At 69.0% G+C, this 23,920-nt stretch carries 22 protein-coding genes; 16 read left to right on the top strand and 6 right to left on the bottom strand.

Annotated elements, in window-relative coordinates:
* The first annotated feature begins 167 nt into the window (after positions 1–167).
* Both R4I43_RS26310 and R4I43_RS26315 read left to right on the top strand, forming a co-directional pair.
* Positions 168–1,826 (top strand): amidohydrolase, encoded by a 1,659-nt coding sequence (locus R4I43_RS26310; protein ID WP_324268392.1) that lies wholly within the window; start codon positions 168–170, stop codon positions 1,824–1,826.
* A 160-nt stretch (positions 1,827–1,986) separates the two neighbouring features.
* Positions 1,987–2,328 carry a Ku protein gene (locus R4I43_RS26315; RefSeq protein ID WP_324268393.1) on the top strand — a complete coding sequence of 114 codons (342 nt, stop codon included), beginning with the start codon at positions 1,987–1,989 and terminating at the stop codon, positions 2,326–2,328.
* Between the two features lie 938 nt (positions 2,329–3,266).
* On the opposite strand, the gene R4I43_RS26320 is transcribed toward R4I43_RS26315, so the two are convergent.
* Entirely contained in the window at positions 3,267–3,431 is a 165-nt protein-coding gene (locus R4I43_RS26320; RefSeq protein WP_324268394.1) for a transposase, read from the bottom strand.
* A gap of 46 nt (positions 3,432–3,477) precedes the next feature.
* Positions 3,478–3,987 (bottom strand): MarR family winged helix-turn-helix transcriptional regulator, encoded by a 510-nt coding sequence (locus R4I43_RS26325; protein WP_324268395.1) that lies wholly within the window; start codon positions 3,985–3,987, stop codon positions 3,478–3,480.
* A gap of 184 nt (positions 3,988–4,171) precedes the next feature.
* On the opposite strand from R4I43_RS26325, the gene R4I43_RS26330 reads away from it, so the two are divergent.
* From R4I43_RS26330 to R4I43_RS26395, 14 genes are all read left to right on the top strand, one after another.
* Positions 4,172–5,218 (top strand): M29 family metallopeptidase, encoded by a 1,047-nt coding sequence (locus tag R4I43_RS26330; protein ID WP_324268396.1) that lies wholly within the window; start codon positions 4,172–4,174, stop codon positions 5,216–5,218.
* Positions 5,219–5,247: 29 nt separating this feature from the next.
* Positions 5,248–5,991 (top strand): maleate cis-trans isomerase family protein, encoded by a 744-nt coding sequence (locus R4I43_RS26335; RefSeq protein ID WP_324268472.1) that lies wholly within the window; start codon positions 5,248–5,250, stop codon positions 5,989–5,991.
* 43 nt (positions 5,992–6,034) lie between these two features.
* Entirely contained in the window at positions 6,035–7,306 is a 1,272-nt protein-coding gene (locus R4I43_RS26340) for an FAD-dependent monooxygenase (protein ID WP_324268397.1), read from the top strand.
* A gap of 22 nt (positions 7,307–7,328) precedes the next feature.
* Positions 7,329–8,717, top strand: coding sequence for an MFS transporter (locus R4I43_RS26345; protein WP_324268398.1), 1,389 nt, complete (start codon positions 7,329–7,331; stop codon positions 8,715–8,717).
* Positions 8,718–8,735: 18 nt separating this feature from the next.
* Positions 8,736–9,602, top strand: a complete 867-nt coding sequence (locus R4I43_RS26350) for an FAD binding domain-containing protein (protein ID WP_324268399.1) — start codon at positions 8,736–8,738, stop codon at positions 9,600–9,602.
* Positions 9,599–12,001 carry a xanthine dehydrogenase family protein molybdopterin-binding subunit gene (locus R4I43_RS26355; protein ID WP_324268400.1) on the top strand — a complete coding sequence of 801 codons (2,403 nt, stop codon included), beginning with the start codon at positions 9,599–9,601 and terminating at the stop codon, positions 11,999–12,001. Before R4I43_RS26350 ends, R4I43_RS26355 begins: the two co-directional genes overlap by 4 nt.
* On the top strand, positions 11,998–12,513 hold the full coding sequence (locus R4I43_RS26360) for a (2Fe-2S)-binding protein (RefSeq protein ID WP_324268401.1): 516 nt from the start codon (positions 11,998–12,000) through the stop codon (positions 12,511–12,513). Before R4I43_RS26355 ends, R4I43_RS26360 begins: the two co-directional genes overlap by 4 nt.
* Entirely contained in the window at positions 12,510–13,175 is a 666-nt protein-coding gene (locus R4I43_RS26365) for an SRPBCC family protein (RefSeq protein WP_324268402.1), read from the top strand. The genes R4I43_RS26360 and R4I43_RS26365 overlap by 4 nt, the downstream gene beginning before the upstream one ends.
* Positions 13,162–13,833, top strand: a complete 672-nt coding sequence (locus R4I43_RS26370) for an isochorismatase family protein (RefSeq protein WP_324268403.1) — start codon at positions 13,162–13,164, stop codon at positions 13,831–13,833. Before R4I43_RS26365 ends, R4I43_RS26370 begins: the two co-directional genes overlap by 14 nt.
* A gap of 38 nt (positions 13,834–13,871) precedes the next feature.
* Complete coding sequence (locus R4I43_RS26375) at positions 13,872–14,711, top strand: alpha/beta fold hydrolase (protein ID WP_324268404.1); 840 nt, start codon at positions 13,872–13,874, stop codon at positions 14,709–14,711.
* Positions 14,712–16,074: 1,363 nt separating this feature from the next.
* Positions 16,075–17,538 carry an ABC transporter substrate-binding protein gene (locus R4I43_RS26380; RefSeq protein WP_324268405.1) on the top strand — a complete coding sequence of 488 codons (1,464 nt, stop codon included), beginning with the start codon at positions 16,075–16,077 and terminating at the stop codon, positions 17,536–17,538.
* Positions 17,535–19,277, top strand: coding sequence for an ABC transporter permease subunit (locus tag R4I43_RS26385; RefSeq protein ID WP_324268406.1), 1,743 nt, complete (start codon positions 17,535–17,537; stop codon positions 19,275–19,277). Before R4I43_RS26380 ends, R4I43_RS26385 begins: the two co-directional genes overlap by 4 nt.
* Positions 19,274–20,089 (top strand): ABC transporter ATP-binding protein, encoded by an 816-nt coding sequence (locus R4I43_RS26390; RefSeq protein WP_324268407.1) that lies wholly within the window; start codon positions 19,274–19,276, stop codon positions 20,087–20,089. Before R4I43_RS26385 ends, R4I43_RS26390 begins: the two co-directional genes overlap by 4 nt.
* The gene (locus R4I43_RS26395; protein WP_324268408.1) at positions 20,086–20,883 is read left to right on the top strand and encodes an ABC transporter ATP-binding protein; all 798 of its coding nucleotides are present in this window, start codon (positions 20,086–20,088) and stop codon (positions 20,881–20,883) included. Before R4I43_RS26390 ends, R4I43_RS26395 begins: the two co-directional genes overlap by 4 nt.
* Before the next feature lie 11 nt (positions 20,884–20,894).
* Here the strand turns inward: R4I43_RS26395 and R4I43_RS26400 are convergent, their stop codons facing one another.
* The 4 genes from R4I43_RS26400 to R4I43_RS26415 all read right to left on the bottom strand — a co-directional run bounded on the left by R4I43_RS26400 (position 20,895) and on the right by R4I43_RS26415 (position 23,796).
* Complete coding sequence (locus R4I43_RS26400; RefSeq protein WP_324268409.1) at positions 20,895–21,338, bottom strand: Fur family transcriptional regulator; 444 nt, start codon at positions 21,336–21,338, stop codon at positions 20,895–20,897.
* Positions 21,339–21,452: 114 nt separating this feature from the next.
* Positions 21,453–22,490, bottom strand: a complete 1,038-nt coding sequence (locus R4I43_RS26405; protein ID WP_324268410.1) for a WD40 repeat domain-containing protein — start codon at positions 22,488–22,490, stop codon at positions 21,453–21,455.
* Positions 22,487–23,503 carry a CobW family GTP-binding protein gene (locus tag R4I43_RS26410; RefSeq protein ID WP_324268411.1) on the bottom strand — a complete coding sequence of 339 codons (1,017 nt, stop codon included), beginning with the start codon at positions 23,501–23,503 and terminating at the stop codon, positions 22,487–22,489. The genes R4I43_RS26405 and R4I43_RS26410 overlap by 4 nt, the downstream gene beginning before the upstream one ends.
* A complete protein-coding gene (locus R4I43_RS26415; RefSeq protein WP_324268412.1) occupies positions 23,500–23,796 on the bottom strand; it encodes a hypothetical protein in 297 nt (98 codons plus the stop codon). The genes R4I43_RS26410 and R4I43_RS26415 overlap by 4 nt, the downstream gene beginning before the upstream one ends.
* Positions 23,797–23,920: the final 124 nt, after the last annotated feature.

Here is a 23,920-nt window from a genome sequence, read left to right on the forward strand (position 1 = left end):
CTTGAATGAAGCTGTCACAGCCGAAGAGTGATGATCTCGGTCCACATGGTGTCGAGGTCCCGTCGGTGTGCAGGAAATTGGCCGACCGCGCCTTGAAACCGCGCCTCCGCTCCCCGCTGCTAGTCCGCCCAACGATGACAAACCCCGGTCCTGCGAGAGGATGCGTCGTGACCCGCAACACCGAGCCGGAAATCGTTATCGTCAATGCTGAGGTCTCCTCGGCGGTGCCCGGAGCGACATCGGTCGCAGTGACCGGTGGACGCGTGCATGCAGTCGACCGGGAGTCTCTCGACGGTCTTGCCGGCCCCCGGACGGAAGTGATCGATGCCCGGGGCGCCACGCTCCTCCCGGGGTTCACCGACGCACACGTCCACCCGCTTGCCGCTGGCGTCCAAATTCTGACCTGCGACTTGTCGGGCCTGCCCCACTCGCCGGACCGGTATCGGGATGCGATCTGTTCCTACGCAGCCGAGCATCCCGATCTCGGCTGGATCAGCGGCAACGGCTGGTACGGAGACACCTTCCCGGGCGGTCTGCCCCACCGGGACTTCCTCGACGAGATTCTGCCGGATCGCCCTGCCGTGTTTGTCAGCCACGATGCCCATGGCGTGTGGGCGAACAGCAGGGCCCTCGCACTGGCTGGGATCGACGACGCCACCCCAGATCCGCACAACGGCCGGATTGACCGCGACCACGACGGCCGTGCAACCGGCATCCTGGTGGAACGCGCGGGTGACCTCGTCACGTCTCTCCTGCCACCGGTCACCGACGAGTTCGTCGAATCGGCGTTGCTGGCGGCACAGGCACACCTCCACTCCATGGGGATCACCGGTTGGCAGGACGCGTGTGTTGGTTCGCTGTGGGGTCTACCCGACCCGCTTCAGGCCTACCAGAAGCTCGCGGAAGAGGGCCGCCTCACTGCCCGCGTCATCGGCGCGTTGTGGTGGTCGGCCGAGAAGGGACTTGAGCAGATCCCCTCCCTGGTAGAGAAGCGGTCTGTTAGCGCCGTCGGCCGGTTTCGTGCTACGTCGGTGAAGATCATGCAGGACGGCGTCTGCGAGAACTGCACCGGTGCGATGCTCAAACCCTACGCTGGAAACTTCCACCGCGGCGCGGTTTGCGGCCTGTCATTCATCGATCCCGAGCAGCTGCAGCTGATCTGCCAAGAGCTCGACCGCCGCCGGTTCCAGATTCACCTGCACGCCGTGGGGGATCGCGCGGTGCGCGAGTGCCTCGACGCGCTCGAGGCCGCGAGCAAAGTCCATTCTGGCCACGACAACCGGCACCAGATCGCGCACCTCGACGTGGTGTCGCCCGACGACGTCCCGCGGTTCGCCGAACTCGGCGTCATCGCCAACATCCAGGCTCTCTGGGCACGTCGGGACAGCGAGATCGTGGAACGCAAGTTGCCACTTCTTGGGCCCGAGCGGGAACCGCACCACTTTCCCTTCGGGGACCTCCACCGGAAGGGCGCCCGTCTGGCAATGGGCAGCGACTGGCCCGTCACTGACCCCAACCCACTGTGGGCGATCTACACCGCCGCGAACCGGCTCGGCCCACCGGAGGACCCACACGCAACCGGCGCGGAGGCCTTGACGGTACCGCTGGAAGAAACACAGGCGATCGACCAGCGGGTCGCACTCGAGGCATACACCGCAGGATCAGCCTACGCAAACCACGCCGAGAGTGAGATCGGGCGAATCGCGCCGGGCATGTTCGCCGACCTGGTGCTCCTGGACAGACCAATCCTGTCCGGCGAACGAGTGAGCGCCGCACGCCCGTTGTTGACCCTGGTCGAAGGGCAGGCTGTTTATCGAGAGGCCTGAGTGCCGACGACTGTCTTGAAGCAGTGGCAGCGGAGACGGTATCGGATGCCGGTGCACCGCGGCCCGAGATGCGGGTTCTGGTGTCCGAGGGTGGCGCAAACCGACGTCGAATCCGGTTACACCGCTGTGCCCCAGGACGTGTCGTTAGGCGACCCCGCGCATGCCAGCGAGACCGCAGGCGTTGTGGCGCTTTCTTCAGAGACACGGGGTCCGGGTGCGGCACGAGCGGGTCTGCACCGCGGAGGACCGCCGGGTGTCGTGGGAGGAGATCGCCAAGGGCTACGAGTTGCCGGATGGCCGGATGGTCGTGATGACCGAAGCCGCGGACCTCGAAGAGGCACTGCGGGTCAGTCTCGACCAAGCCGGCAGACGCGTACCGCTGGGCAACGTGGAGCCGGCTGAAGGCGTCATGGTCGATCGGACAACGAAGCGCCCGCGTCGCCTTACTCTGGTGACGCGGGGCGCTTGCGTGTTCACTGTCGGCACTTCCTTACCTCGGTGAAGGCCCAGTTCTCCCGAGGCTCCCGCCAGCCGCGAAGTAGAGGGTGATCGCCCGATCATGTTGCCGGTGGTCGCGTGAGCGTCCGTGCGTGCGTCAGAGCTGGGAGCCGGACGTGCTGGTTGGCCTCGCTGGTGCGCTGGTCACGAATAAGGGCCTCCGCAGCTGCGGAGGCCCTTGCCGGAACGCTAGCTCGGGTTTGACGAGCGTCTTTCGCACTGCTGAACTCCGCCTGCTCCAGAACTTCCGGCAGGGCTCAGGACTACGAACGTCCTTGAGTTGGACCATGCGTTCCTTCGGGGCTGTCGCGCCATCGCCCCTTCGGTTCACCGACCCTCTCAATCGATTCACCGCACCCTTAGTACACGCCCGTTGAGGGCAAAAGTCAATGACGTGAGCCTTCTGAGCTGCTGAAACCTGGAGCAGGCCCCCGTGTTGGATGCGCGGCCGCAAGCAGCGTGCCTGGACGAGGTCGAACGGGATGCCCTCGTCCGGTTCAGGACGGCTGGCATGGCGGACGAATGAGGGCCATGCGTCAGCGTGACCGGGATCCGGGGCTTGGGGAAGACCGGAACAGGATGTGGCGGTAGCTGCCCAGGTGCGGCGTTGGGTTGATCTTCCGGTTGGATCGTGACGTGCCTGTCGAGTTCCTCAGCGATGATCGTGCGGCCGGGCACGGGTCGGTTCGTGGGTGATCCGACCCGTGCCGAGTGGGAGCGGCGCTTCTTCCTTGTGACGCCGACCGCACCGTGGTGGGCAATCGGCGAGCACCACATGCTGGGTATGGCTGTGCAGCTCGGGACGGTTCGGTTCTTGGGCACGTTCCTGCCGGAGCACTCATCAGGCCAGCGCCGTGGCTGGTCACCGTATTCGCGCTGACGCTCGCCGTCACCACTCCCCATGACGCCCATCTGAGCCGAGGCTCAAGAGTCGGTCGCTGTTCAGACTCCGCGCCGCCAGGCGTTGACCCAGTTGGCCAGCGTGCCCGCGTTGATCCCGAGATCGCCGGCGACCTCGGCGACCGGTCGCCCCGGTCCCAATTGCCATCTGCACGGCCTCACCTCGAACTGGGCACTGACCCTCCGGCGCTGCTCGGGCATGCACATCCTCTCGAACGAGAGGCCCTGTCCAAGATTCCTGGTACACCCCGATTCAGCTCAGCTCGTCGATCTCCGCGACGGACTCCCAGTGGGTTCCGAGAGTGTTGAGCAGGGTGGCGATGTCATCGTCGCGGGTGATTTCCGCGCCGTCCAGCAATGCCTTGTCCAAGCGGCGCGCATTGCGGTTGACCCGAGCCAGCTCCTTATCGCCTTCGTCGGTGAGCGAGAGGAGCTTTCGCCTCCCGTCGCGGGGGGATTCGACGCGCCGGATCAGGCCGCGGCGTTCGAGCCTGCGGCACAGGTCGGCCATCGTCGAGGTGTCCAGGGCGGCTGCTCCGGCAAGCGAGCTCTGATCGCTGTCGGGGTAGGCGCGTATCGCGGAGAGCACCGCGAACTGCGGGCCGGTCAGCACCGGGTCGACGTGGCGGTTCCAAGCGGCGAGGTAGGCCTGGTAGAGGCGGCGGGCGCCGTAGCCTGGGGCGGCCAGCAGGTCCGAGGGCGGCAACGCGGTGCCGGGCGGCGTGTCTCCAACACGTCGATCCGTCTGCGCTGACTCGCCCATGTCGTTCCTCTCGGTCGCTCCACGCCTGGCACCCACGTCTCTGAATCCTACGTGTCCGGATGATTGGTGCGTTGGGTGGCCGTAGGGCGGCGGCCTGGTTACGTCGTCGAAACTCGGAATGTACTTCCCGGGTATTGCGTATTCGGATAGTACGTGCTCGGATGATATCCGGAGGTGGTCGACGATGGACCAGAACCTGTTCAACGACATCTGTCTGCAGCAACTGCGCCTCTCCGGCGTGCACGAAGACGAAACCGTTGTCGTGCTCACGCGCGGTGGCGAACGGGCCGAGTACGCCGACGCGTTCCTGTGGGCCGCCCAACAACTCGGTGCCGCGACCTTCCACATGCGCCTGCCTTCCCCGGCGAGCGCGTCGGGCGCGTGGGCGGTCGGCGATTCCGGCCTCGGCGACATTCCGCTGGCCGTGGAAAGCCTCAAGAGCGTCGACATGGTCGTGGACTGCACGTTCCTGCTGTTCAGCAAGGAGCAGTTCGCCATCCAGGACGCGGGCACCCGGATTCTCACGGCGGTCGAGCCGCCGGAGCTGCTGGCCAGGCTGATGCCGACCGAGGAACTTCGCGAACGCGTGGAGACAGGCGCCGAGCTGCTGGCCAAGGCGAGCACGATGCGCATCACCAGCCCGTCGGGCACCGATGTCACCTACAAGCTGGGCATGTACCCGACGATGTCGGAGTACGGCTACACCGACACTCCCGGACGCTGGGACCACTGGCCTGCTGCATTCGTGTTCACCGGCGGTTCCGATGACGGTGTCGACGGCAAGATCGTGCTCTCGCCCGGCGACGTGCTGCTGCCCTTCAACACCTACGTGCAGACTCCGGTGGAGATCACCATCGAGGAAGGCTTCATCCGGGACATCCGCGGGGGTGCGGGATCATCGGGTCTGGACGCCGACCTGCTGCGCTCCTACATCGAGAGCTTCGACGACCCGCGTGGATACGGCATGAGCCACGTCGGCTGGGGACTCGACGAGCGCGCCCACTGGCACGGCCTCACGCAATTCCCCGGCGGCATGGGCATGGAGCTGCGCAGCTTCTACGGCAACGTGATGTTCTCCATCGGCCCGAACAACGAGTTGGGCGGTCCGAACGACACTCCGTGCCACTTCGACATCCCGATGCGCGGCAACTCGCTCTACCTCGACGACGAGCTGATCGTCGACGCGGGTGAGCTGACCGTGCCCGAGATGCGCCCGGCCGGCCGGCGGTGAGCGCCGTGTTCCGCGATCACCACATCGGGATGATCGTGCCCAGCTCGAACCTCACGATGGAGACCGAGCTACCGCGAATGCTGCGGGCGCGGGAGGAGGCCGAGCCGGGGGACCGGTTCGTCTTCCACTCCGCGCGGGCACGGATGCAGCACGTGACCCCGGAGCAGTTGCTCGCGATGAACCAGCAGGCCACCCGTGCGGCAGCCGAATTGGCCGATGGCCGCCCGGACGTGGTTGCCACCGCATGTCTCGTGGCGATCATGGCTCAGGGGCCCGGTTACCACTGCACCGCCGAGGACGACATCACCGGTGCGTTGCGCGCCGAAGGCTGCTCTGCGCCGGTGGTTTCCAGCGCCGGCGCATTGCTGTCCGGCATCGCCGCGCTCAGCGCCCGCAAGGTCGCGATCCTCACGCCCTACATGAAACCGCTGACCAAGGCAGTGGCCGACTACATCGAGGACGCGGGGATCGAGGTCGTCGACGCCGTGTCATTGGAGGTTCCGGACAACCTTGCCGTGGCGCGGCTGGACCCCGCAGATCTTCGCGAGCACCACCGCAAGCTCGATCTTGCCCGCGCCGACGCGCTGGTGTTGTCGGCTTGCGTGCAGATGCCGTCGCTGCCGGCGATCCAGCCCGTCGAGGACGAGGTGGGGATTCCGGTGCTGTCGGCGGCGACCGCGACGGCGTTCCGGATCCTCACCGAGCTCGGCCTGCCGCCTCGGGTACCGGGGGTGGGGCGGCTGCTGAGCGGTGTCGAGGAGCCCGCGGCGTAGCCGAAGGGGCTCGTGCGGTCGGGAACAGGACTGGGAGGTCAGGGTGACGGCGAGTCAGTCGTTCGAAATCGTTGTTGTCGGTGCCGGTTTGGGCGGGCTGTGCGCCGCGTTGTCGCTGCGGCAGCGGGGTCTGCGCGTCACGGTCGTCGAGGCCGCGCCGGAGTTGGGGGAGATCGGTGCGGGCATTCAAACCGCGCCGAACGCGAGCAGGATCCTCATCGGACTTGGGTTGCGCACCCAGCTCGAGCAGGTGCGAACGCAACCCGAGGATCAGGTCCGGCGGCGGTGGGCCGACGGAAGCATCATCGCCCAGCTTCCGCTCGGGCAGCGGGTCATCAACAGCTACGGGGCGCCCTACTGGCACTACCACCGGGCGGATCTGCACCGCGTCCTGCTGGACGCGTGCCTGGCCGAGGACGGGCACGGTCCGGTGGTGCGGGTGGAGACCTCGGCGCGCGTGGTCGAACTCGACCGGACCGAACCACGGCGTCCGGCAGTGGTCACCGCCGACGGACGCCGGTTCGGCGGAGATCTCGTGATCGGTGCCGACGGCATCCGTTCTGCGGTCCGCGACCTGGCCGGGTTCGACGACACCCTCGTGTTCTCCGGGGAAATGGCCTACCGCGCGCTGATTCCCGGGGATCTGGTCGCTTCGGACCCGGCCACCCGCTTCTTGCTCGACCGCTACCACTCCACGATCTGGTACGGCCCGGACAAGCACCTGGTGCACTACGTGATCCGCGGCGGCGAGTACCTCAACGTCGTCGCGATCGTGCCCTCCACGGAGCAGATCGCCCGGGACTGGAGCGGCCCCGCCACCGCCGAGCAGCTCGCCGCCGAGTACGCCGACTGGGACGAGCGGGTTCCGGCCGTGCTGGCGAAGGCCAAGGACGAAGACGTGTCGCTGTGGGCCATGTACCGGCGGCGGCGCGATCCCGTCTGGATCGACGGCCGGGTCGCGCTGCTGGGCGACGCGTGCCACGCGATGCTGCCCTACCAAGCCCAGGGTGCCTCGCAGGCGATGGAGGACGGTGCGGTGCTGGCCGAGGAACTCGGCAGGGTCACGCGAGACGACATCGACGGGGCCCTCATCCGCTACGTCGACCGGCGGGCCAAGCACGCCGGGATGGTGCAGGACGCGTCCCTGCAGAACATGGACTTCTATCACCTGCCCGATGGCCCGGAGCAGCGTGACCGCGATGCGAAGCTGCGTCGCTTCGACGGTGAGTCCGACGTCTCCTACGACTGGCTCTGGAACGGGAGCCCGCTCAACGACCCGGACACCGAATCCATCCACTACCAGTTCGCACGCTGACGACATCGCATCGGAGCCCCTCATGCGCACCGGAGACCAGATCGTCCAGGACCTGCCCTGGAGATGGAACGTGCAGGGCAAGATCTTCCTCATCGGCGGCCTCGGCTACATGTTCGACGCCTGGGACGTGGCGCTCAACGGATTCCTCACACCGTTGGTCGGCACCGATTTCGGGTTGTCGCCGGGTCAGAAAGGCCTGGTCGCGACGGCGAACCTGATCGGCATGGCGGTCGGCGCGGTCGCCTGGGGAACCGTCGCCGACCGCATCGGCCGGAAGAAGGCGTTCAGCATCACGTTGCTGGTGTTCGCGCTGTTCTCAGCTCTCGGGGCGCTGTCGCCGAACCTGGGGGTCTTCCTCGTGCTGCGGTTCCTGGCCGGGATCGGCCTCGGCGGGTGCATTCCGGTCGACTACGCGATCGTCAGCGAGTTCTCGCCGCGACGGCAGCGAGGCAGGGTGCTCTCGGCGATGGACGGCTGGTGGCCGATCGGCACAACGCTGGCAGGTCTCTCGGCGACGCTGCTGGTCGCGGTGCCCGGCAACTGGCGCTGGATGTTGGTGCTGATGATCCTGCCCGCCGTGCTGCTGTTCTGGGTCCGGCGCGGTGTCCCGGAGTCGCCGCTGTACCTGGTCCGGAAGGGCCGGGAAGCCGAGGCCCGCGCGGTGATCGACGACATGGTCCGGCGCACCGGTGCGACGCCGGAGCCCTACGAGATCCCGAAGCCGGTCGCCGAGGACGCCAGGGGCCGTGCGGTCACCGCCGCCTTCGATCAGCTGCGGCGGGTGTGGGCCGAAAGCCCCAGGATCACCGCGGTGGCGTGGTCGCTGTTCGTCAGCGTCATGCTCGTCTACTACGCCGCGCTGAGCTGGATGCCCTCGATCCTGAAGGCCGAAGGGTTCGGCGAGGTCGCCGCCTTCACTTCGACCACGTTGATGAACGCCGTCGGCATCGTCGGCGTCCTGATCGCGGTGCTGGTGGTCGACAAGGTCGGGCGGAAGCGGGTCATCGCGGTCGCCGGTCCCCTCGCGGCAGCGGCTCTGGTGGCGTTCTCGTTGCTGCTGGGATCACCGAGCGCAGCGGTCGTGGCCATCGGTGCCTTCGGGCTGTTCGCACTGGTAGTCATTCCGGTCATGTACGCCTACGTCTCCGAGCTGTACCCCACCGAGCTGCGCGCGTCGGGTTTCGGCTGGGCGTCGTCGGCGAGCCGCGCCGTCACCGGGTTCGCCCCGCTGCTGTTCGGTAGCGTGCTGTGGCCGGTGCTCGGGCTCCCGCTGACCTTCACCGTGCTCGGAGTGATGGTCCTGGCAGCGGTCGTGTTCATGATGCTGGGCGCACCGGAGACCACCGGCCGGGAACTCGACCGGATCGCCGAACCGGCACCCGCGGGAACCGTTCCCACACCCCAGCCCTGATCCAGGAGGTGCAGACCCGTGAAGCCGGCAGCCTTCAGCTATCACCGCGCCCACGACGTCCCCGACGCCATCGGGCTGCTCAGCGAGTTCGCCGACGCAGGCGAGGATCCGAAACTCATCGCCGGCGGCCAGAGCCTGGTGCCGATGATGAACTTCCGGCTGGCCAGGCCCACGGCGCTGATCGATCTCGGGACGCTGCGGCGTGACCCCGGGATGCGTTCGATCCGGCGCGACGGCGCGGAGCTGGTGATCGGTGGCCTGGCCACGCACCGGGAGGTCGAGCTGGCCCGTTGCCTCGGCCCCGAGTTCGAGGTGGTGTCCCAGGCCATGCGGTGGGTCGGCCACCTGCCGATCCGCTCACGCGGCACCGTGGCAGGCAGCATCGTGCACGGTGATGCGACCGCCGAGTGGTGCCTGCTGGCGTTGCTGCTCGACGCGGTGATCGTCGCCGAAGGACCCGGCGGGCGCCGGCAGATCCCCGCCGGGGAGATGTTCCACGGGTACTACGCGACCGCCGTCGAGTCCGACGAGGTCGTCACGCAGGTGCGCTTCACGCGCGGGGCGTCGGGAGCGGCGCTCACCGAGTTCGCGCGGCGGCACGGTGACTTCGCGACGGTCGACGCTGCGGTCTCGTTGGACGCCGACGGCAACCGGGTGGTTCTCGGCGGGGTGGCGCCTGCTCCGATCCGGGTTCCCGAAGCCGAGGCGGTGCTGGCCGGCGGACCCGCCGGTCCGGAGCTGTTCGCCGAGTGCGGTGCGGCGGCGGCCGAGGCCATCGACCCGCCCGAGGACGCCGCCGGAAGCGCCGCCTACCGCCGTCGGCTGGCCCGGACGCTGATCACCGAGGCGCTGCAGCAGGCATGGGAGAAGGGAGGCAGGCGATGACCGGACCTCGGGTCGACGGACCTCGCGGGCGCTGGGTCGGGGCGTCGGTACCGCGGCGCGAGGACCCTCGGTTGCTCACCGGCCGCGGCCGGTTCGTCGACGACATCCGGATGCACGGCATGCTGCACGCCGGTTTCGTCCGAGCCACCGTCGCGCACGGCAGGCTGGTCGGCGTCGACCTCTCGGCCGTGCGCGAGATCGGCGGTGTCGTCGCCGCCTACACCGCCGACGACCTGGACCTCGGCGACATCGTCGCACTGCTCGACCGGCCGCCCGAGGAGTTCGTGCCGACGGCCATGCCGGTGCTCGCCCGGGACAAGGTGCGCTTCGTCGGCGAACCGGTGGCCATTGTCATCGGCTGTGATCCCTACGTCGTCGAGGACGGCGTCGAAGCGGCCGTCGTCGACTACGAGCCGCTCGACGCGGTCGTCTCGGAAGAGACCGCGTTCGCGCAGCAGGCCCCGCTCGTACACGAGGAGGCGCCCGGCAACGTGCTTCTGGACGTGTCCATGTTCGACACTCCGGGAGTCGACGAGGCGTTCCGAGCCGCCGCCGGCGACGGCTGCGTGATCGACCTGGTCAGCCGCAGCGGACGGCAGAACGCGCTACCACTGGAAACCCGGGGCGTGATCGCCTCCTGGGACGACCGGGACGACCAGCTTCTGGTGCAGACCTGCTCGCAGGTTCCGCACCAGGTGCGCACGCTGCTCGCCCGCTCGCTGGGCATGCAGGAACGCAGCGTCCGGGTGACCGTTCCGGACATGGGCGGTGGATTCGGCCAGAAGTGCGTGGTCGGTCGCGAGGAGATCGCGGTCGCGGCGGCGGCACGCCGTCTCGACCGGCCGGTCAAGTGGATCGAAGACCGCCGAGAGGCGCTGACCGCGGCTTTCCTCGCCCGCGAGCAGCGGTACCGCACCCGGGCCGCGTTCGACGCCGAGGGCAGGATCACCGCTGTGGACGCCGACATCGTCTGCGACATGGGCGCTTACTCCTGCTACCCGTTCACGGCGGGCATCGAACCGCTGATGGCCTCGGCTGAGATGCCCGGCGTCTACAAGGTACCCGCCTACCGGGTCCGCGCCCGTGCCATGACCACGAACAAGGCCCCGACCGCGCCCTACCGCGGGGTCAGCCGCCCGCAGTACGTCATGGCGATGGAGCGGGTCATGGACCGAGCGGCCCGCGAACTCGGCCTCGACCCTGTCGAGATCCGGCGGCGCAACTTGATCACCGAGTTCCCCTACACCGGGATCAACAACGTCACCTACGATCCCGGCACCTACCGGGAGACGCTCGACCTCGCGGAAGGAGTGCTCCGCGACGAGGGCTGGTGCCACCTGCGCGACGGCGCCACGGAGCAGGGACGGCACATCGGCATCGGCTACTCGTGCTTCTCCGAACGAACCGGCTACGGATCCGAGGCGTTCGCCAAGCGAAAGATGCAGGTCGTTCCCGGTTTCGACATCTCCGAGATCCGGATGGACACCAGCGGATCGGTGGTCGTCACCAGCGGCACGATGAACCACGGGCAGTCCCACGAGACGACGTTGGCCCAGATCGTGGCCGACCGCCTCGGCCTGGACCCGGGCAAGGTAAAGCTGCGTCAGGGCGACACCGAGCGAATCGCCTACGGCTGGGGCACTTTCGCCTCCCGCTCGGCCACCATCGGTGGATCGGCGGTGTCCGTGGCGGCCGACCGGCTCGCTGAGGTGGTGCGCACGATCGGCGCGTACCTGCTGGAAACCCGGCCCGACAACGTTCGTCTCGACGGTGCCGGTGGAGTGGAGCAGGTCGACGATCCGGCGCGTCGTCTGTCCTTCGAGGACATCGCCGACGTCGCCTACCTGCGCAGCCATCTCCTGCCCAAAGGTTCGGAGCCTGCCTTGTCGGCGACCGCGAGCTTCGACGTGGCCGGTGACGGCACGTTCTCCAACGCCACGCACGCCGTGGTCGTCGAAGCCGATCCGGGCACCGGCCGGATCCGGATCCTGCGCTACGCCTGCGTGGAGGACTGCGGTGTCGTGATCAATCCGAAGGTCGTCGACGGACAATGCCGTGGCGGAATCGCGCAGGGCATCGCCGGAGCTCTGTTCGAGGAGATCACCTACGCCGAGAACGGAGAGCCTTCCGCCGCGAGCTTCATCGACTACCTGGTGCCGACGGCCGCGGAGATCCCCGACATCAGCGTCGAGCACCTCGAAACACCCAGCACCCTCACCGAGAACGGCGCGAAGGGGGTCGGCGAGGGCGGGACCATCGGAGCCCCGGCGGCGGTGCTCAACGCGATCAACGACGCCCTCCGGCACACCGGCGTCTCCTTGGAGAGCACCCCCGTGCACCCGCAGTCCGTGCTCGCCGCGCTGGACTCGGCCGCGCAGGAAGCGAGCAACGCCTCATGAACGACCGGCACCTGATCGAGTTGAACGTCAACGGCACCGAGCACGAGGCGTTGGTGGAACCGAGGAAGACCCTGGCCGACGTGCTGCGCGGGGACCTCGGGCTGACCGGTACCCACCTCGGGTGCGAGCACGGGGTCTGCGGGGCGTGCACGATCCTCCTCGACGGCGAGCCGGTGCGCGCCTGCCTGGTGTTCGCCGTGCAGGCCGAGAACTCTGACATCCGCACGGTCGAGTCGCTGAGCCGCGACGGCGAGCTCTGCGACCTGCAGCGGTCTTTCAGCGAACACCACGGGCTGCAGTGCGGGTTCTGCACGCCGGGGTTCCTGATGCTCGCCGAAGGCTTCTTGACGCAGCAGCCGGATGCCGATCGCGAGCAGATCCGCGAAGCGGTCTCGGCAAACCTGTGCCGTTGCACCGGCTACCAGACGATCGTCGACGCGATCGCGGCCACCGCCGCCGAACGCGCCGGCACCGACACCCCGTCCGATCCCGACAAGGCGGCAACATCGTGATCTTGGAAAACCGACTGGACATCCCGGCCGACCCGGACGAAGTCTTCGCACTGCTCAACGATGTCGAGCGCGTGGCGGGTTGCCTGCCCGGGGCCACGCTCGACGGACGGGAGGGCGACGCCTACCTGGGGCACGTCAAGCTGAAGGTCGGCCCGATCAACGCGGCCTACTCCGGCAAGGTGCGCTTCACCGAGGTCGTCGCCGAAGACCGCAGGTTGCGACTGGTGGCCAGAGGAGCCGACACCCACGGCAACGGCGACGCCGAGGCCGACGTGGTGCTGACCGTTCAGCCGGCTCCCGGAGGATCCACCCTCGACCTGCGCACCGACCTGTCGATCCGCGGCAAACTCGCCCAGTTCGGCAAAGGCGCGATCGGGTCGGTGGCCAATCGGCTGCTCGGCCAGTTCGCCGGCAACCTCGCCGATCAGTTGCAGGAGCCGTCGGCCGCCGCGCGCGGCCGCACGCCGACGGACCGCAACCCCGCGCCACCCGCATCGGCGGACGAAGCCCTCGACGGGTGGGCGATGCTGCTCAGCCCCGAGACGAAGCGGTACGCGAGCCTGGCGGCGGTGGCCGTCGCCGGGTTGTTCCAGGGCTACCTGCTCGGACGAATCCGCACCCAGGACAAGCTGATCAAGGAGCTGCAGCGTGCCTGCCGATGACCTCAACCCCGGCCTCCACGGTGCCGAAACCGACGCCACCTACGACCGGGCCGGCTTCGGAGCCACGGTCCCGCGCGGATCCCGCCCAGCGCTGATCGTCGTCGACCTCACCCGTGGATTCACCGAACCGGGGTTCCCCTCCGGAACCGACCTCACCGCGGAGGTGACCGCCACCGCCGAACTGGTCCGAACCGCGAGGTGGAACGGCATCCCCGTGATCTACACGGCGATCAGCTACACACCCAGCGAAGCCGACGGCGATGCCATCGCCTGGCTGCGCAAAGCGCCGGGCATGCGCAGCTTGCGGGAGGGGAGCGCTGCGGTGTCCCTGGACCCCCGGCTGGAGCGACTCGACAACGATCACCTCGTCCTCAAGAAGGGCGCTTCGGCGTTCCACGGAACCGGACTGCCCGCACTGCTGAGCGCGCTGGGTACGGACACGGCCGTCGTGTGCGGTGCCACGACCTCCGGTTGCGTGCGGGCGACAACGGTCGACGCCGTGCAGTGCGGCTTCAACACCCTCGTCGTCCGCCAAGCCTGCGGTGATCGGGCCGGAGGTCCGCACGAGGCAGCCCTTTTCGACCTGCACGCCAAGTACGCCGACGTGGTGGACCTGCCCGACGCCCTCGACTACCTGAAGCAGAAAGGACCCATGTGACCGCGTCAATCCCGATCGAAGCCGCCGAATCCAGAATCGTGAGCCAACCGGCTCTGGCCGATCTCGCCGAAGTCCCGGCGCGGAGCCGCTGGGTCCGGGCCGGGGCGCTTCGCCTGCACCTGCTCGACTACGGCCCCTCCGACGGAACGCCGGTGCTCATCCTGCCGGGCATCACCAGCCCCGCCGTGACGATGGACTTCGTCGCACGGCGCCTGACCGACCTGGTGCGGCCGCTGGTGCTCGACGTCCGCGGCCGAGGTCTTTCCGACAACGCCACCGACACCGCCCCGTTGCACGGTTACGACCTGGCGAGTTACGCCGCCGACGTCGACGCGGTCATCGCCGAACTGGACCTGCGACGGCCCATCCTGGTGGGGCATTCGATGGGCGCGCGGATCGCGGCCGTTGCCGCGGCGAACCACCGGTTGCGAGGCACCGTGCTAGTCGACCCGCCGATGAGCGGCCCCGGCCGCGACCCGTACCCGACCTCTGTGGAAGCGTTCCTCGCCCAGCTGGACGAGGCCCGCGGCGGCACCGATGCCGACGCGGTAAGCCGTTTCTGGCCCCGGTGGCCACGCCCGGAGCTCGAAAAGCGCGCCCGATGGCTGGCATCGTGCTCGCGCACCGCGGTCGCGGCCACCCACACGGGTTTCGAAACCGAGGACTTCTTCACGCACTGGCCCGCCGTCTCCGGTCCCACGACGCTCATCTACGGCGGTGGAAGTCCCGTGGTCGTGGCGGCCGGCGTAGCAGAGGCCGCAGCCGCGAATCCGACCGCGGACCTGGTCTGCGTCCCCGGAGCCGGGCACATGGTCTTCTGGGACGAGCCGGAATCAGGGACCGCCGCGCTCCGCGACGCCCTGCGGAAGATGACCTGACGAGGCATTCGCGGCCGGTACGGCGGAGAGCATCGGCCGCCGCGCACTCGGGATGGCGGGCGGACGGGGCGGTGAACGGGAACAGCGGGGTGAACGGTTTCGCCAAGCTCGCCGTCTTGGTGTTCGAGCAGCATGCGGATGGCGTGGAGCTGCTGCTGGTCGGCCCGTGATGACACGACCGGGTTCATGCATGGTTCGTCGAACGGAGAGCATGTCGCGGTGTGTGTGCTCGACGCCGGGGCATGCGGCGTTGGTTGATGAGGCGCTGTTTCGCCCTGTTCAGGGCATTTCGGGCAGCGAGGACATCCGAGGGCGGTGATGTCCGGGCGCATCTACTTGCGGGATTGTCGTGTGTAGGGCGTGTGATCGGCGGTTCGATTCGCATTGGGTGCGCAATCACGCGGGCCCCAGCTGCCGTCACGGCTGCACCAGCGCCCGCACCGAACAACCCGTTCTGAATAGCACCTAGTGTCCGGGAGGAGCGCCTTCTAGCCTGCCTGCGTGCCCACCTGCCCGACGTCACTGGCCAGGTTGACGCGTACCTTGCCGACTATCTCTCCACGAACAGGTTCGGACCGGGACTTCGCAGTCCATGTCCCCAAAGGTCTGGCAAATGCACGCAGGGGCTTGGTTGGTTTTCTGGGCTTGGGAGACCCGTGGCTGAGGTGGGTGTGGACTCCAGCCAGCGCGTGACGGCGACGAGGTCGTTCGGGCTCCGGATTGGTCCGACGGTGATGACCGGGCCGAGCGGCTTGCGGCGGGTATCGCAGGGTTGAACCAAGAGCATCGGCCCGTTGGTGCGCTCCGAGTTCTTTCTGGAATGGCACCATAGCGGCCCGAGTTGGCAGGGGGAGCGGACGAGGACTCCATGCGGGCTGCGGCGGATGCTGTTGCCCAGTGCGTCGAGAATCGGGAGGCCGTCGTCCTACTCGCAGTTGTCGCACAGAACGGCGGTGTAGCCGGTTCGGGTCTGTTGCTCGGCGCTGCGGCTGTCGTGGTCCATCGGGGCCTCCACCGGGTGCCCAGCATCGTGCCACGACGCTAATGCTGGATTTGATCAAGTAGATGGCTGCATCGGCGGGCTCGATCGGCGGACGGCTTCAAGCCCGCTTCGGTGAGCGTGTCTCGAACGCGGGCCTATTGGCGAGGCTGCTGCGCCCCTCGGTGCCGGAATTCGGCAATAGCGCTGCGGGCTCGCAGCCCTATTGCGCTTCGTGCATGCAATGTCGCCGCGTGATCACGGAACGTGCGCAGGGTTGTCACTTATTGCTATCGATTATCGTTGTCGTTAACTGGCGTTTCGGGTGTTGTGGAGGGTTGCTGCGGTATGCGTGTATTTCGGCGGACGAGTGCCTTATTCGCGGTGGTGCTGGCGGCACTGCTGCTGGTGACGGGGTGCTTCGCCGCTCCGCAGCAGGACGCCGGGAACGGGCGGTTGAACGTGGTGATGATGCAGCCGCCGCGGTCCGCCCTCAGTCCGTTCAGCGATGATGCGTTCAAGCTGTCCCGGTTGGGCATCGCTGAAACGCTGGTGAACCTCGACGCTGATGGGAACCCGCTGCCGGGCCTGGCTGCGTCGTGGCGGCAGGCCGGCCCGGTGGAGTGGGAGTTCAGCCTGCGGCCGGGCGTGCGCTTCCACGACGGGACTTCCCTCAACGCGGCCGTGGCGGTCAACGCGCTGCAGCGCGCGGCGCAAGCGCAGCCGAAGCCGAGGATCCTGGACGGTGTCGAGCTGACGGTGACCGAGGCGGGGCCGGACCGCGTGGTCGTGCGCACGGCCACGCCGGACCCGATGCTCCCGCAGCGTCTTTCGAGCCCGCAGCTGAGCGTGCTCGCCACAGCCGCCTACCAGCCGGACGGAACCGTCAACCCGGCGGGTGCGGGCACGGGACCGTTCGTGCTCACCGAGCTGCGCGGATCCCAGGGAGCGAGCCTGGAGAGGTTCAACGAGCACTGGAACGGCCCGGCGCGGGCCCCGGGGCTCGACGTCTCGTTCGTGCCGGACGGCGCGGCACGCGCTGCTGCGTTGCGCACCGGCACCGGCGACATCGTCGAGGCGATCCCGGCCTCGCAGGCGGGACTGCTGGAACCGGGAACCTTCACCGAAGTTCCGATGCCGCGCACCAACACGCTCTACCTGAACAGCCGACCGGGAGGGGTCTTCGGTGACCCGGGGCTGCGCGCGGCGGTGCGCGAGGCGATCGACGTCGCCCCCATCGTGTCCGGTCCTTACGAGAATCGCGCCGACATCGCGCAAGGCCTCCTCGGGCCCGCGATCCCGTGGTCGGCTCAGCGCCCGCCGCGAAGCGGTGCAACGCCACCCGCTGCCGCTCGGGGCGAGCGGATCACGCTGGCGACCTTCAGCGACCGCGCCGAGCTGCCCGAGGTCGCCGCGATCCTGGAGCAGCAGCTGGAACGTGCAGGTTTCCAGGTCGAGCTGGTGGTGCGGGAGTACTCCCAGATCGAAACCGACGCTCTGGACGGGCGTTTCGACGCGTTCATCCTCTCCCGCGCGACGGTGCTCGACTCCGGTGACCCGGCCGCCTACCTGCGCAGCGACTTCGCCTGCGATGGCGGGTTCAACCTCTCCGGGTTGTGCGACCCGGCCGTCGACGCCGCGTTGCGCGAGGCCGAGGGCGAGGGCGACATGCGCACCCGCAGGGCGAAGATCCTCGAGGCAGAGCGGGAAATCCTGCGCACCGACGCGGCGATCCCGATGCTGCACGAGCGGGTCGTCCAGGGCAACGCACCCGGTGTGCAGGGCGCGGCCTTCGACCCCCGCGAGCGGATGCTGGTGCAGCGCGACACCCGCAAGGGCGCCGAGTGAGCACTGCGAAGCTCGCGGTCCCGATGGTGTCCCGGGCCGGTGCTCTGGCTGCCATGATCGCCTTGGTCGGGCTGCTGCCGTGGCTTTCCGGGCGTGATCCGGCGTGGAGCGTGCTGCGGGCGCAATCGGCGGAGGGGGAGGTGTCCCCGGAAGCGCTGGCTGCGGTCCGGGAGCGGCTGGGGCTCGACGCGGGCCCGCTCGGCCTGCTCGGGCAGTGGCTGGCCGGGCTGGTGAGCGGAGACGCCGGGACGTCCTGGGTGTCGGGCAAGCCGGTGCTGCCGGGTCTCCTGGGCGGCCTGGGGGTGTCGCTGACGCTGATGGGTGGGGCGATCGCGGTCGCGCTCGTGGTCGCCGCGATGCTGGCGGCGCGGGTGCTCGCGGACGCCTCGCACGGCGAGGTCCGTCACCGCAGTGGCGCGAGCGCGGCGATGTTCACCGCGGTCCCGGAGTTCGTGCTGGGCTCCGGGCTGATGGTCGTCTTCGCGGTCTGGCTGCGGTGGGCACCGCCCTACGGCTGGGCCGGTCCGGAGAACCTGGTGCTGCCAGCGGTCGCGATGGGCGTTCCGGCCGGTGGGCTTCTCGGTCGGTTGCTGCACGATGGGTTGCAGAGCGCTGCAGCCGAGCCGTGGACGCGGACCTGGCTCGTGCTGGGCGGAGGCCGCGCGACGATCGCGATGGGCGTGCTGCGCCGCGCTCTGCCGGCGCTGCTGCCGCAGTTGGCGCTGGTGGTCGTGGGGCTGCTCGGCGGGGCGGTCGCGGTGGAGGAGCTCTTCGCGATCCCCGGTGTGGGTCGGCTGGCGCTGGGGGCGGCCCTCTCTCAGGACCTGCCGACGCTGCAGGCCGCCCTGCTGGCACTGCTGGTGCTGGGCGTGCTGGCCGGAACGGCGGTCGGTCTCGCTCAGGTGCTGCTGCTCGGTCCGGCGTTGCGCGGTGCGTCGGTCCCGGCAGCCGCCGAGGTGCGGACCGAACCGGGGCGCTGGGGCCGGGCGTTGCCGGTGATGCTCGGCGGGGCGCTGCTGATCGTCACCGTTGCCGGGTTGCTGCGCGACCCCACCGCTGTTGACACCTCGCTGCGGCTGGCCGCGCCGTCGTGGGCGCACCCCTTCGGCGCCGACGCGCTCGGTCGCGACGTGCTCGCCCGGCTCGGGCACGGGGCGGTGCGCACGGTGCTGGTGGCCGCCGCGATCACGGCGGTGTCGTTCGCGGTGGGGCTGGTCCTCGGGTTGCTGCCGGGCATCAGCGGGCCGGTCGAGGTGATCAACGCCGTACCTCCCGTGGTCGCCGGGCTGCTCACCGCTGCGCTGCTGGGACCGGGAGTGCTCGGTGCGGCCGTGGCGGTGGCCGCGGTCGCGTGGGCACCGCTGGCGGCCCACACCGCCGCGCTGGTGCGCGAAGAGCTCGCCACTACCTACATCCGCGCGAGCCGGACCTCTGGTGCGGGCAGCGGGTGGATCATGCGCAAGCACGTGCTGCCCGCGGTGATCCCGCCGGTGGCGCGACACGCGCTGCTGCGGTTGCCCGGTGTGGCGCTGCACCTGTCCTCACTGGGATTCCTCGGTCTGGGCGCGCAACCGCCGACCCCGGAATGGGGTCTGCTGCTGTCGGAATCGATGCCTTACGTGGAACGGGCGCCGTGGGCCGTCCTGTCGCCCACGCTGGCGCTGGCCTTGCTCGGCGGGTTCGCCATCGCGGTGTCCGCAACGCGGGCACCACGGACGGGACGGGAGAGCGTGGCGTGAGCAATGCACCGAGTCTGCTCGAAGTGGATCAGCTGAGCGTGTCCTTCGACAACAAGGCGGTGGTCGATCGCGTCGACCTGCGCATCGACGCCGGGGCACGGGTCGGTTTGATCGGGGAGTCCGGTTCCGGCAAGTCGCTGACCGCCGCGGCCATCGCCGACATCACCCCGCCCGGAGCCGAGGTCACCGGCAGCGTGCGCCACGAGGGACGCGAGCTGGTCGGTCTCCACAACCGCGCGCGGCACCGGCTGCGCAGCGGCGGGATCGCGCTGGTGAGCCAGGACGCGCTGACCGCCCTGAACCCCTTGGTGCGCGTCGAGGACCAGCTCGCGATCCCGCTGCGCCGACGAGGCGTCGCTCGCCGTCGGTGCGCCGCCGAGCAGCGGGACCTGCTCGCCTCGGTCGGCCTCGACGACGCCGAGCGGCTGCTGCGCGGCTACCCCGGTCAGCTCTCCGGCGGGCAGCGACAACGGGTGCTGCTGGCCATGGCCCTCGCTACCCAGCCCAGCCTGTTGCTCGCCGACGAACCGACCACCGCCCTCGACCCGACCGTGCAGGCCGAGGTGCTGGCGCTGCTGCGCGCGCTCACCACCGCTGAACAGCCCGCGGCGGCACAACCGCCGTCCTTGCTGTTCATCAGTCACGATCTCGCGGTCGTGGCTCAGCTGTGCACGCACGTCGTGGTGCTGCGCGCCGGGCGGGTCGTCGAACGGGGGCCGGTCTCGGAGATCATCGCCGCGCCGAAGCACAGCTACACGCGGGAGCTGCTGGAGGCGACCCGCTCGATCGGCATGCCCCAGGAGGTGTCATGAGCGCGGCTGGTGAGGTGCTCTTCGACCTGCGCGACATCGAGCGTTCCTACCCTGCTCCACGCGGCGGCTTCCTCCGGAGAGCTCCGCACATCGCGGCGCTGCACGAGGTCGACCTGACCGTCCGGCGCGGTGAGAACCTCGGCATCATCGGCGAATCCGGTGCCGGGAAGTCGACGTTGCTGCGGCTGATCACGGCCCTGGATCAGCCGCACAGCGGGTCGATCCACTACCGCGGGCAGGAGCTCCGGGCCGATCGTCCGCGGTCGCTGCACCGCTTCCGACGCGAGGTGCAGATGGTCTTCCAGGACCCCATGAGCTCGCTCGATCCGCGCTGGAGCGTGCGCGACATCGTCGCAGAACCGCTGGTGTGCCTCGGAATCGAGGGCGACCACCAGCAACGGGTCACCCAGGTGCTCCGGGACGTGGAACTCGAACCCGCTGTGGCGCAACGGCGCCCGGCGGAACTCTCCGGCGGCCAGCGCCAGCGCGTCGCGCTCGCCCGCGCGATGGCTCCGGGGCCGGAGGTCCTCGTGGCCGATGAACCGGTGAGCGCGCTGGACGTCTCGACCCGCGCTCGCATGCTGGAGCTGCTGTCCCGGATGGTCCGGGAGAACGGGTTGACGCTGGTGCTGGTCTCGCACGACCTCGGTGTCGTGCGGCGGCTGTGCGACGCGGTGGCGATCCTCGAGAGCGGTCACCTAGTCGAACAGGGCCCAGTCGAGGAGGTGTTCCACGCGCCACGAAGCTCCTGCACCCGCAAGTTGATCGACGCGGTTCCCAGGATCCCGAGCTGAGCTCGGGGCAATCAGCAGCTTGACGAACGCTGCTGACGAGGAGTGCTGGCCGCGCAGGTGTGGCATTGGCCGGAGACCTCGATGACAAGTTCCATGTCGGTGTATCCGTGTGCGCTGGCGACATGCACGGCCCAGTCCTCGACGAAGCCTACTGAAACCGGGACGTGTCGTCGGCACTCACGGCAGATGAGGTGGTAGCCGAGTCCGTTGGCCGGCGCGATGCTGAACAGCTGCGTGCCGTCGGCGTCGTGCATGGTGTGGGCGATTTCCGAGGCGACGAAGGTGTGCAGCGCCCGGTACACGGTGGCCAGTCCAATCCGCTCACCGCTCGAGCGGATCTCGACATGCAACGACTGCGCGCTGGTGAATCCGCGGGCTTGGGACAGCGCCCGCAGAACGGCGTGCTGTCGGGAAGTCATCGCGTTGCTGATGGGCGAGTTCGCGTTCGCTGTCATGACACGCGATTCTGATCATCTCGAGATGAAGTGGGTGCGCGGCGGAGAGGACCCAGGGGTGGAGCGTCCTCTCCGCCGCGGGACGCGGACCCGGGTGCCGCCTGGGGCCCGCGGTCAGGAGACGGTCAGGGCGTCGATGCGTCCGGATCGTCGGGCGATGTAGGCGGTTCGCTTGCTGGTGGTGATGGCGGTGACGGGGTCGTCATCGCGTGCTCCGCCGATCGGGCGGAGTTCGTCGCCGGGGCGGGTGCTGGTGTCGATCTGCCACACGAGCACGGTGCCATCGGCGTCGCCGCTGATCAGCATGCGGGTTTCGCCGGGCATCCAGCTGAACGCGGAGACGGCGGCCTGGTGGCCGGTCAGGACCACGCCCGCGCGGCCGGTGGGCCCAGGGCCGGAGAAGTCCCAGCAGGTGAGGACTTCGGCGGACTCGCAGGCCATCCAGCGGCCGCCGTCTTCGAAGGCCAGGTGGGAGACGGTGGCGGGGAAGCCCGACATCTCGAAGTCCGATCGGTCGTCGACCTTCCAGCCGTGCAGAGTGGCGTCCTGGCTGCCGCCGACGATCCACCGGCCGTTCGGGGCCGCGGCCAGGCCGGAGATCGCGCCGGGTGCGGCGAGGGTGTTGGTGGTGCGATCGGTGTCGGGTTCGAAGATCGTCACGCCCTGGTAGGCCGAGGCCGCCACGTGCAGCCGGCCGCGCGGCCACACGACGTTGGTGACCGTGCTCGGCAGGGGTTCGGAGGTCCAGCGCACGGCGCCGGAGCGGTCGAGCACCCGGACCCGCTTGCCGTCGGCGACGGCGAGCGACTGCGAGCGTGCGTCCCACGACGCCGAGGCCGACCAGCCCGCCCCCTCGGTGCGCAGGACCGCGCCGTCGGTGGCGCTCCACAACCGCCGACTTTCCATGCCCAGCGCGACGATCCGGGTGCCGTCCGGGCTGGCGGACACGGTCAGCAGCGCGTCGTCGAGGGTCAGCCGCCACCGGGGCGCGCCGTCGGGGTCGAAGACCCGCACATCGCCTTCCGAGCCGCCGGCCACGAGGCAGGCGGGTGCGTCGCGCGCCCCGCGCAGGACGTCCAGGGCGATCGCGGGTTCGTCGAGTTCGGCCTGCCAGCGCGGCCGCAAGGGTGTCCGGTCCACGGCCGCGGTCATGCCGGAACTCCCTCGGTGGCGGGTTGCAGGCAGGCGCGGAACTCGCGTTCGAGCTGGTCGCGATCGAGGTTGCGGCCGATGAACACCATCCGGTTGCGCCGGGACTCGTCCTCGCGCCAGGGCGCGCCGAGCTCCCCGTCGTGGAGCATGTGCACGCCTTGGAACACGTAGCGCTGGTCGGTGTCGGCCAAGTTGAGGATTCCCTTGCTGCGGAACAGGTCGGTGCCGCGTTCGCCGAGCAGCACACCGAGCCATTCGTTGAGCTTCTCGACCTCGACCACGCCGTCGGCCTCGATGCCCACGCTGGTCACCGTCAGGTCGTGCTGGTGATCGGTGTCGTCGAGGAACTCCGGCTCGTCGGCGAGGACCTGGTCCAGGTCGAACGCGTGCCCTCCGAGCACGTCACCGAGGTCGACGTTCGCGTGCTGCGCGGGCAGGATCCGCACGCCGGCGTTGATGCCGTGGATCCGGCGCCGCACGTCGCCGATCTCGTCCTCGTCGACCAGGTCGGTCTTGTTAAGCACGACCCGGTCGGCGAAGGCGAGCTGTTCGACGGCTTCGTTCTCGGTGTCGGCGGGCTTGTCGTCGTCGAGGTGCTGGATGATGTGCTTGGCGTCGACGACGGTGACGATCGCGTCCAGCCGCAGCTGCGAGCGCAGGGTGTCGTCGACGAAGAAGGTCTGCGCGACCGGTGCGGGATCGGCCAGGCCGGTGGTCTCGATCAGGATGGCGTCGAAGGAGTCCTTGCGCTTGAGCAGGGCGCCGAGGATGCGGATGAGGTCGCCGCGCACGGTGCAGCAGATGCAGCCGTTGTTCATCTCGAAGACCTCTTCTTCGGCGTCGAGCACGAGCCCGTCGTCGATGCCTACCTCGCCGAACTCGTTCTCGATCACGGCGATGCGCATGCCGTGGTTCTCGGTGAGGATCCGGTTGAGCAGCGTGGTCTTGCCGGATCCGAGGAACCCGGTGAGCACGGTGACCGGTACGCGGGAATCGGTGGTGTCATCGCTCATGCGCTGTCCCCTTCGGGTCGGGTGGTCAGGGTGTTGCGGACGGTGTCGTCGTCCACTTCGGACACCGGGGCGTGGATCGTCCACCGCTTCGACTCCAGGCCGAGCACGACGATCTTGGTCTCGATCGGTGGGCACCCGGGTTCGGCGCAGGCGAGCTGCTGCACGGTGATGGACACCTGCCTTCCCAGGTTCAGGGTTGTCCGCACCAGGTCGGCGATCTCCTCGGAACGAGCGGCCCGGTCCGGTTCGGGCCTGCTCGACCTGCCCAGGAGCTGGTTCAACGCGTCATTCATCCCATCTCGCAGTCGTCAGTGGTGGACGAGGACGCGGGCCAGTCTAAACGAGAACGAAAACCGTTTTCATCTGAGGGGTCGTTCATGTGTTGCGGACGAGCCAGGTCTGGATGTGCTGGTACTT

It is taken from the genome of Saccharopolyspora mangrovi (assembly GCF_035320975.1).
GTDB lineage: Bacteria > Actinomycetota > Actinomycetes > Mycobacteriales > Pseudonocardiaceae > Saccharopolyspora > Saccharopolyspora mangrovi.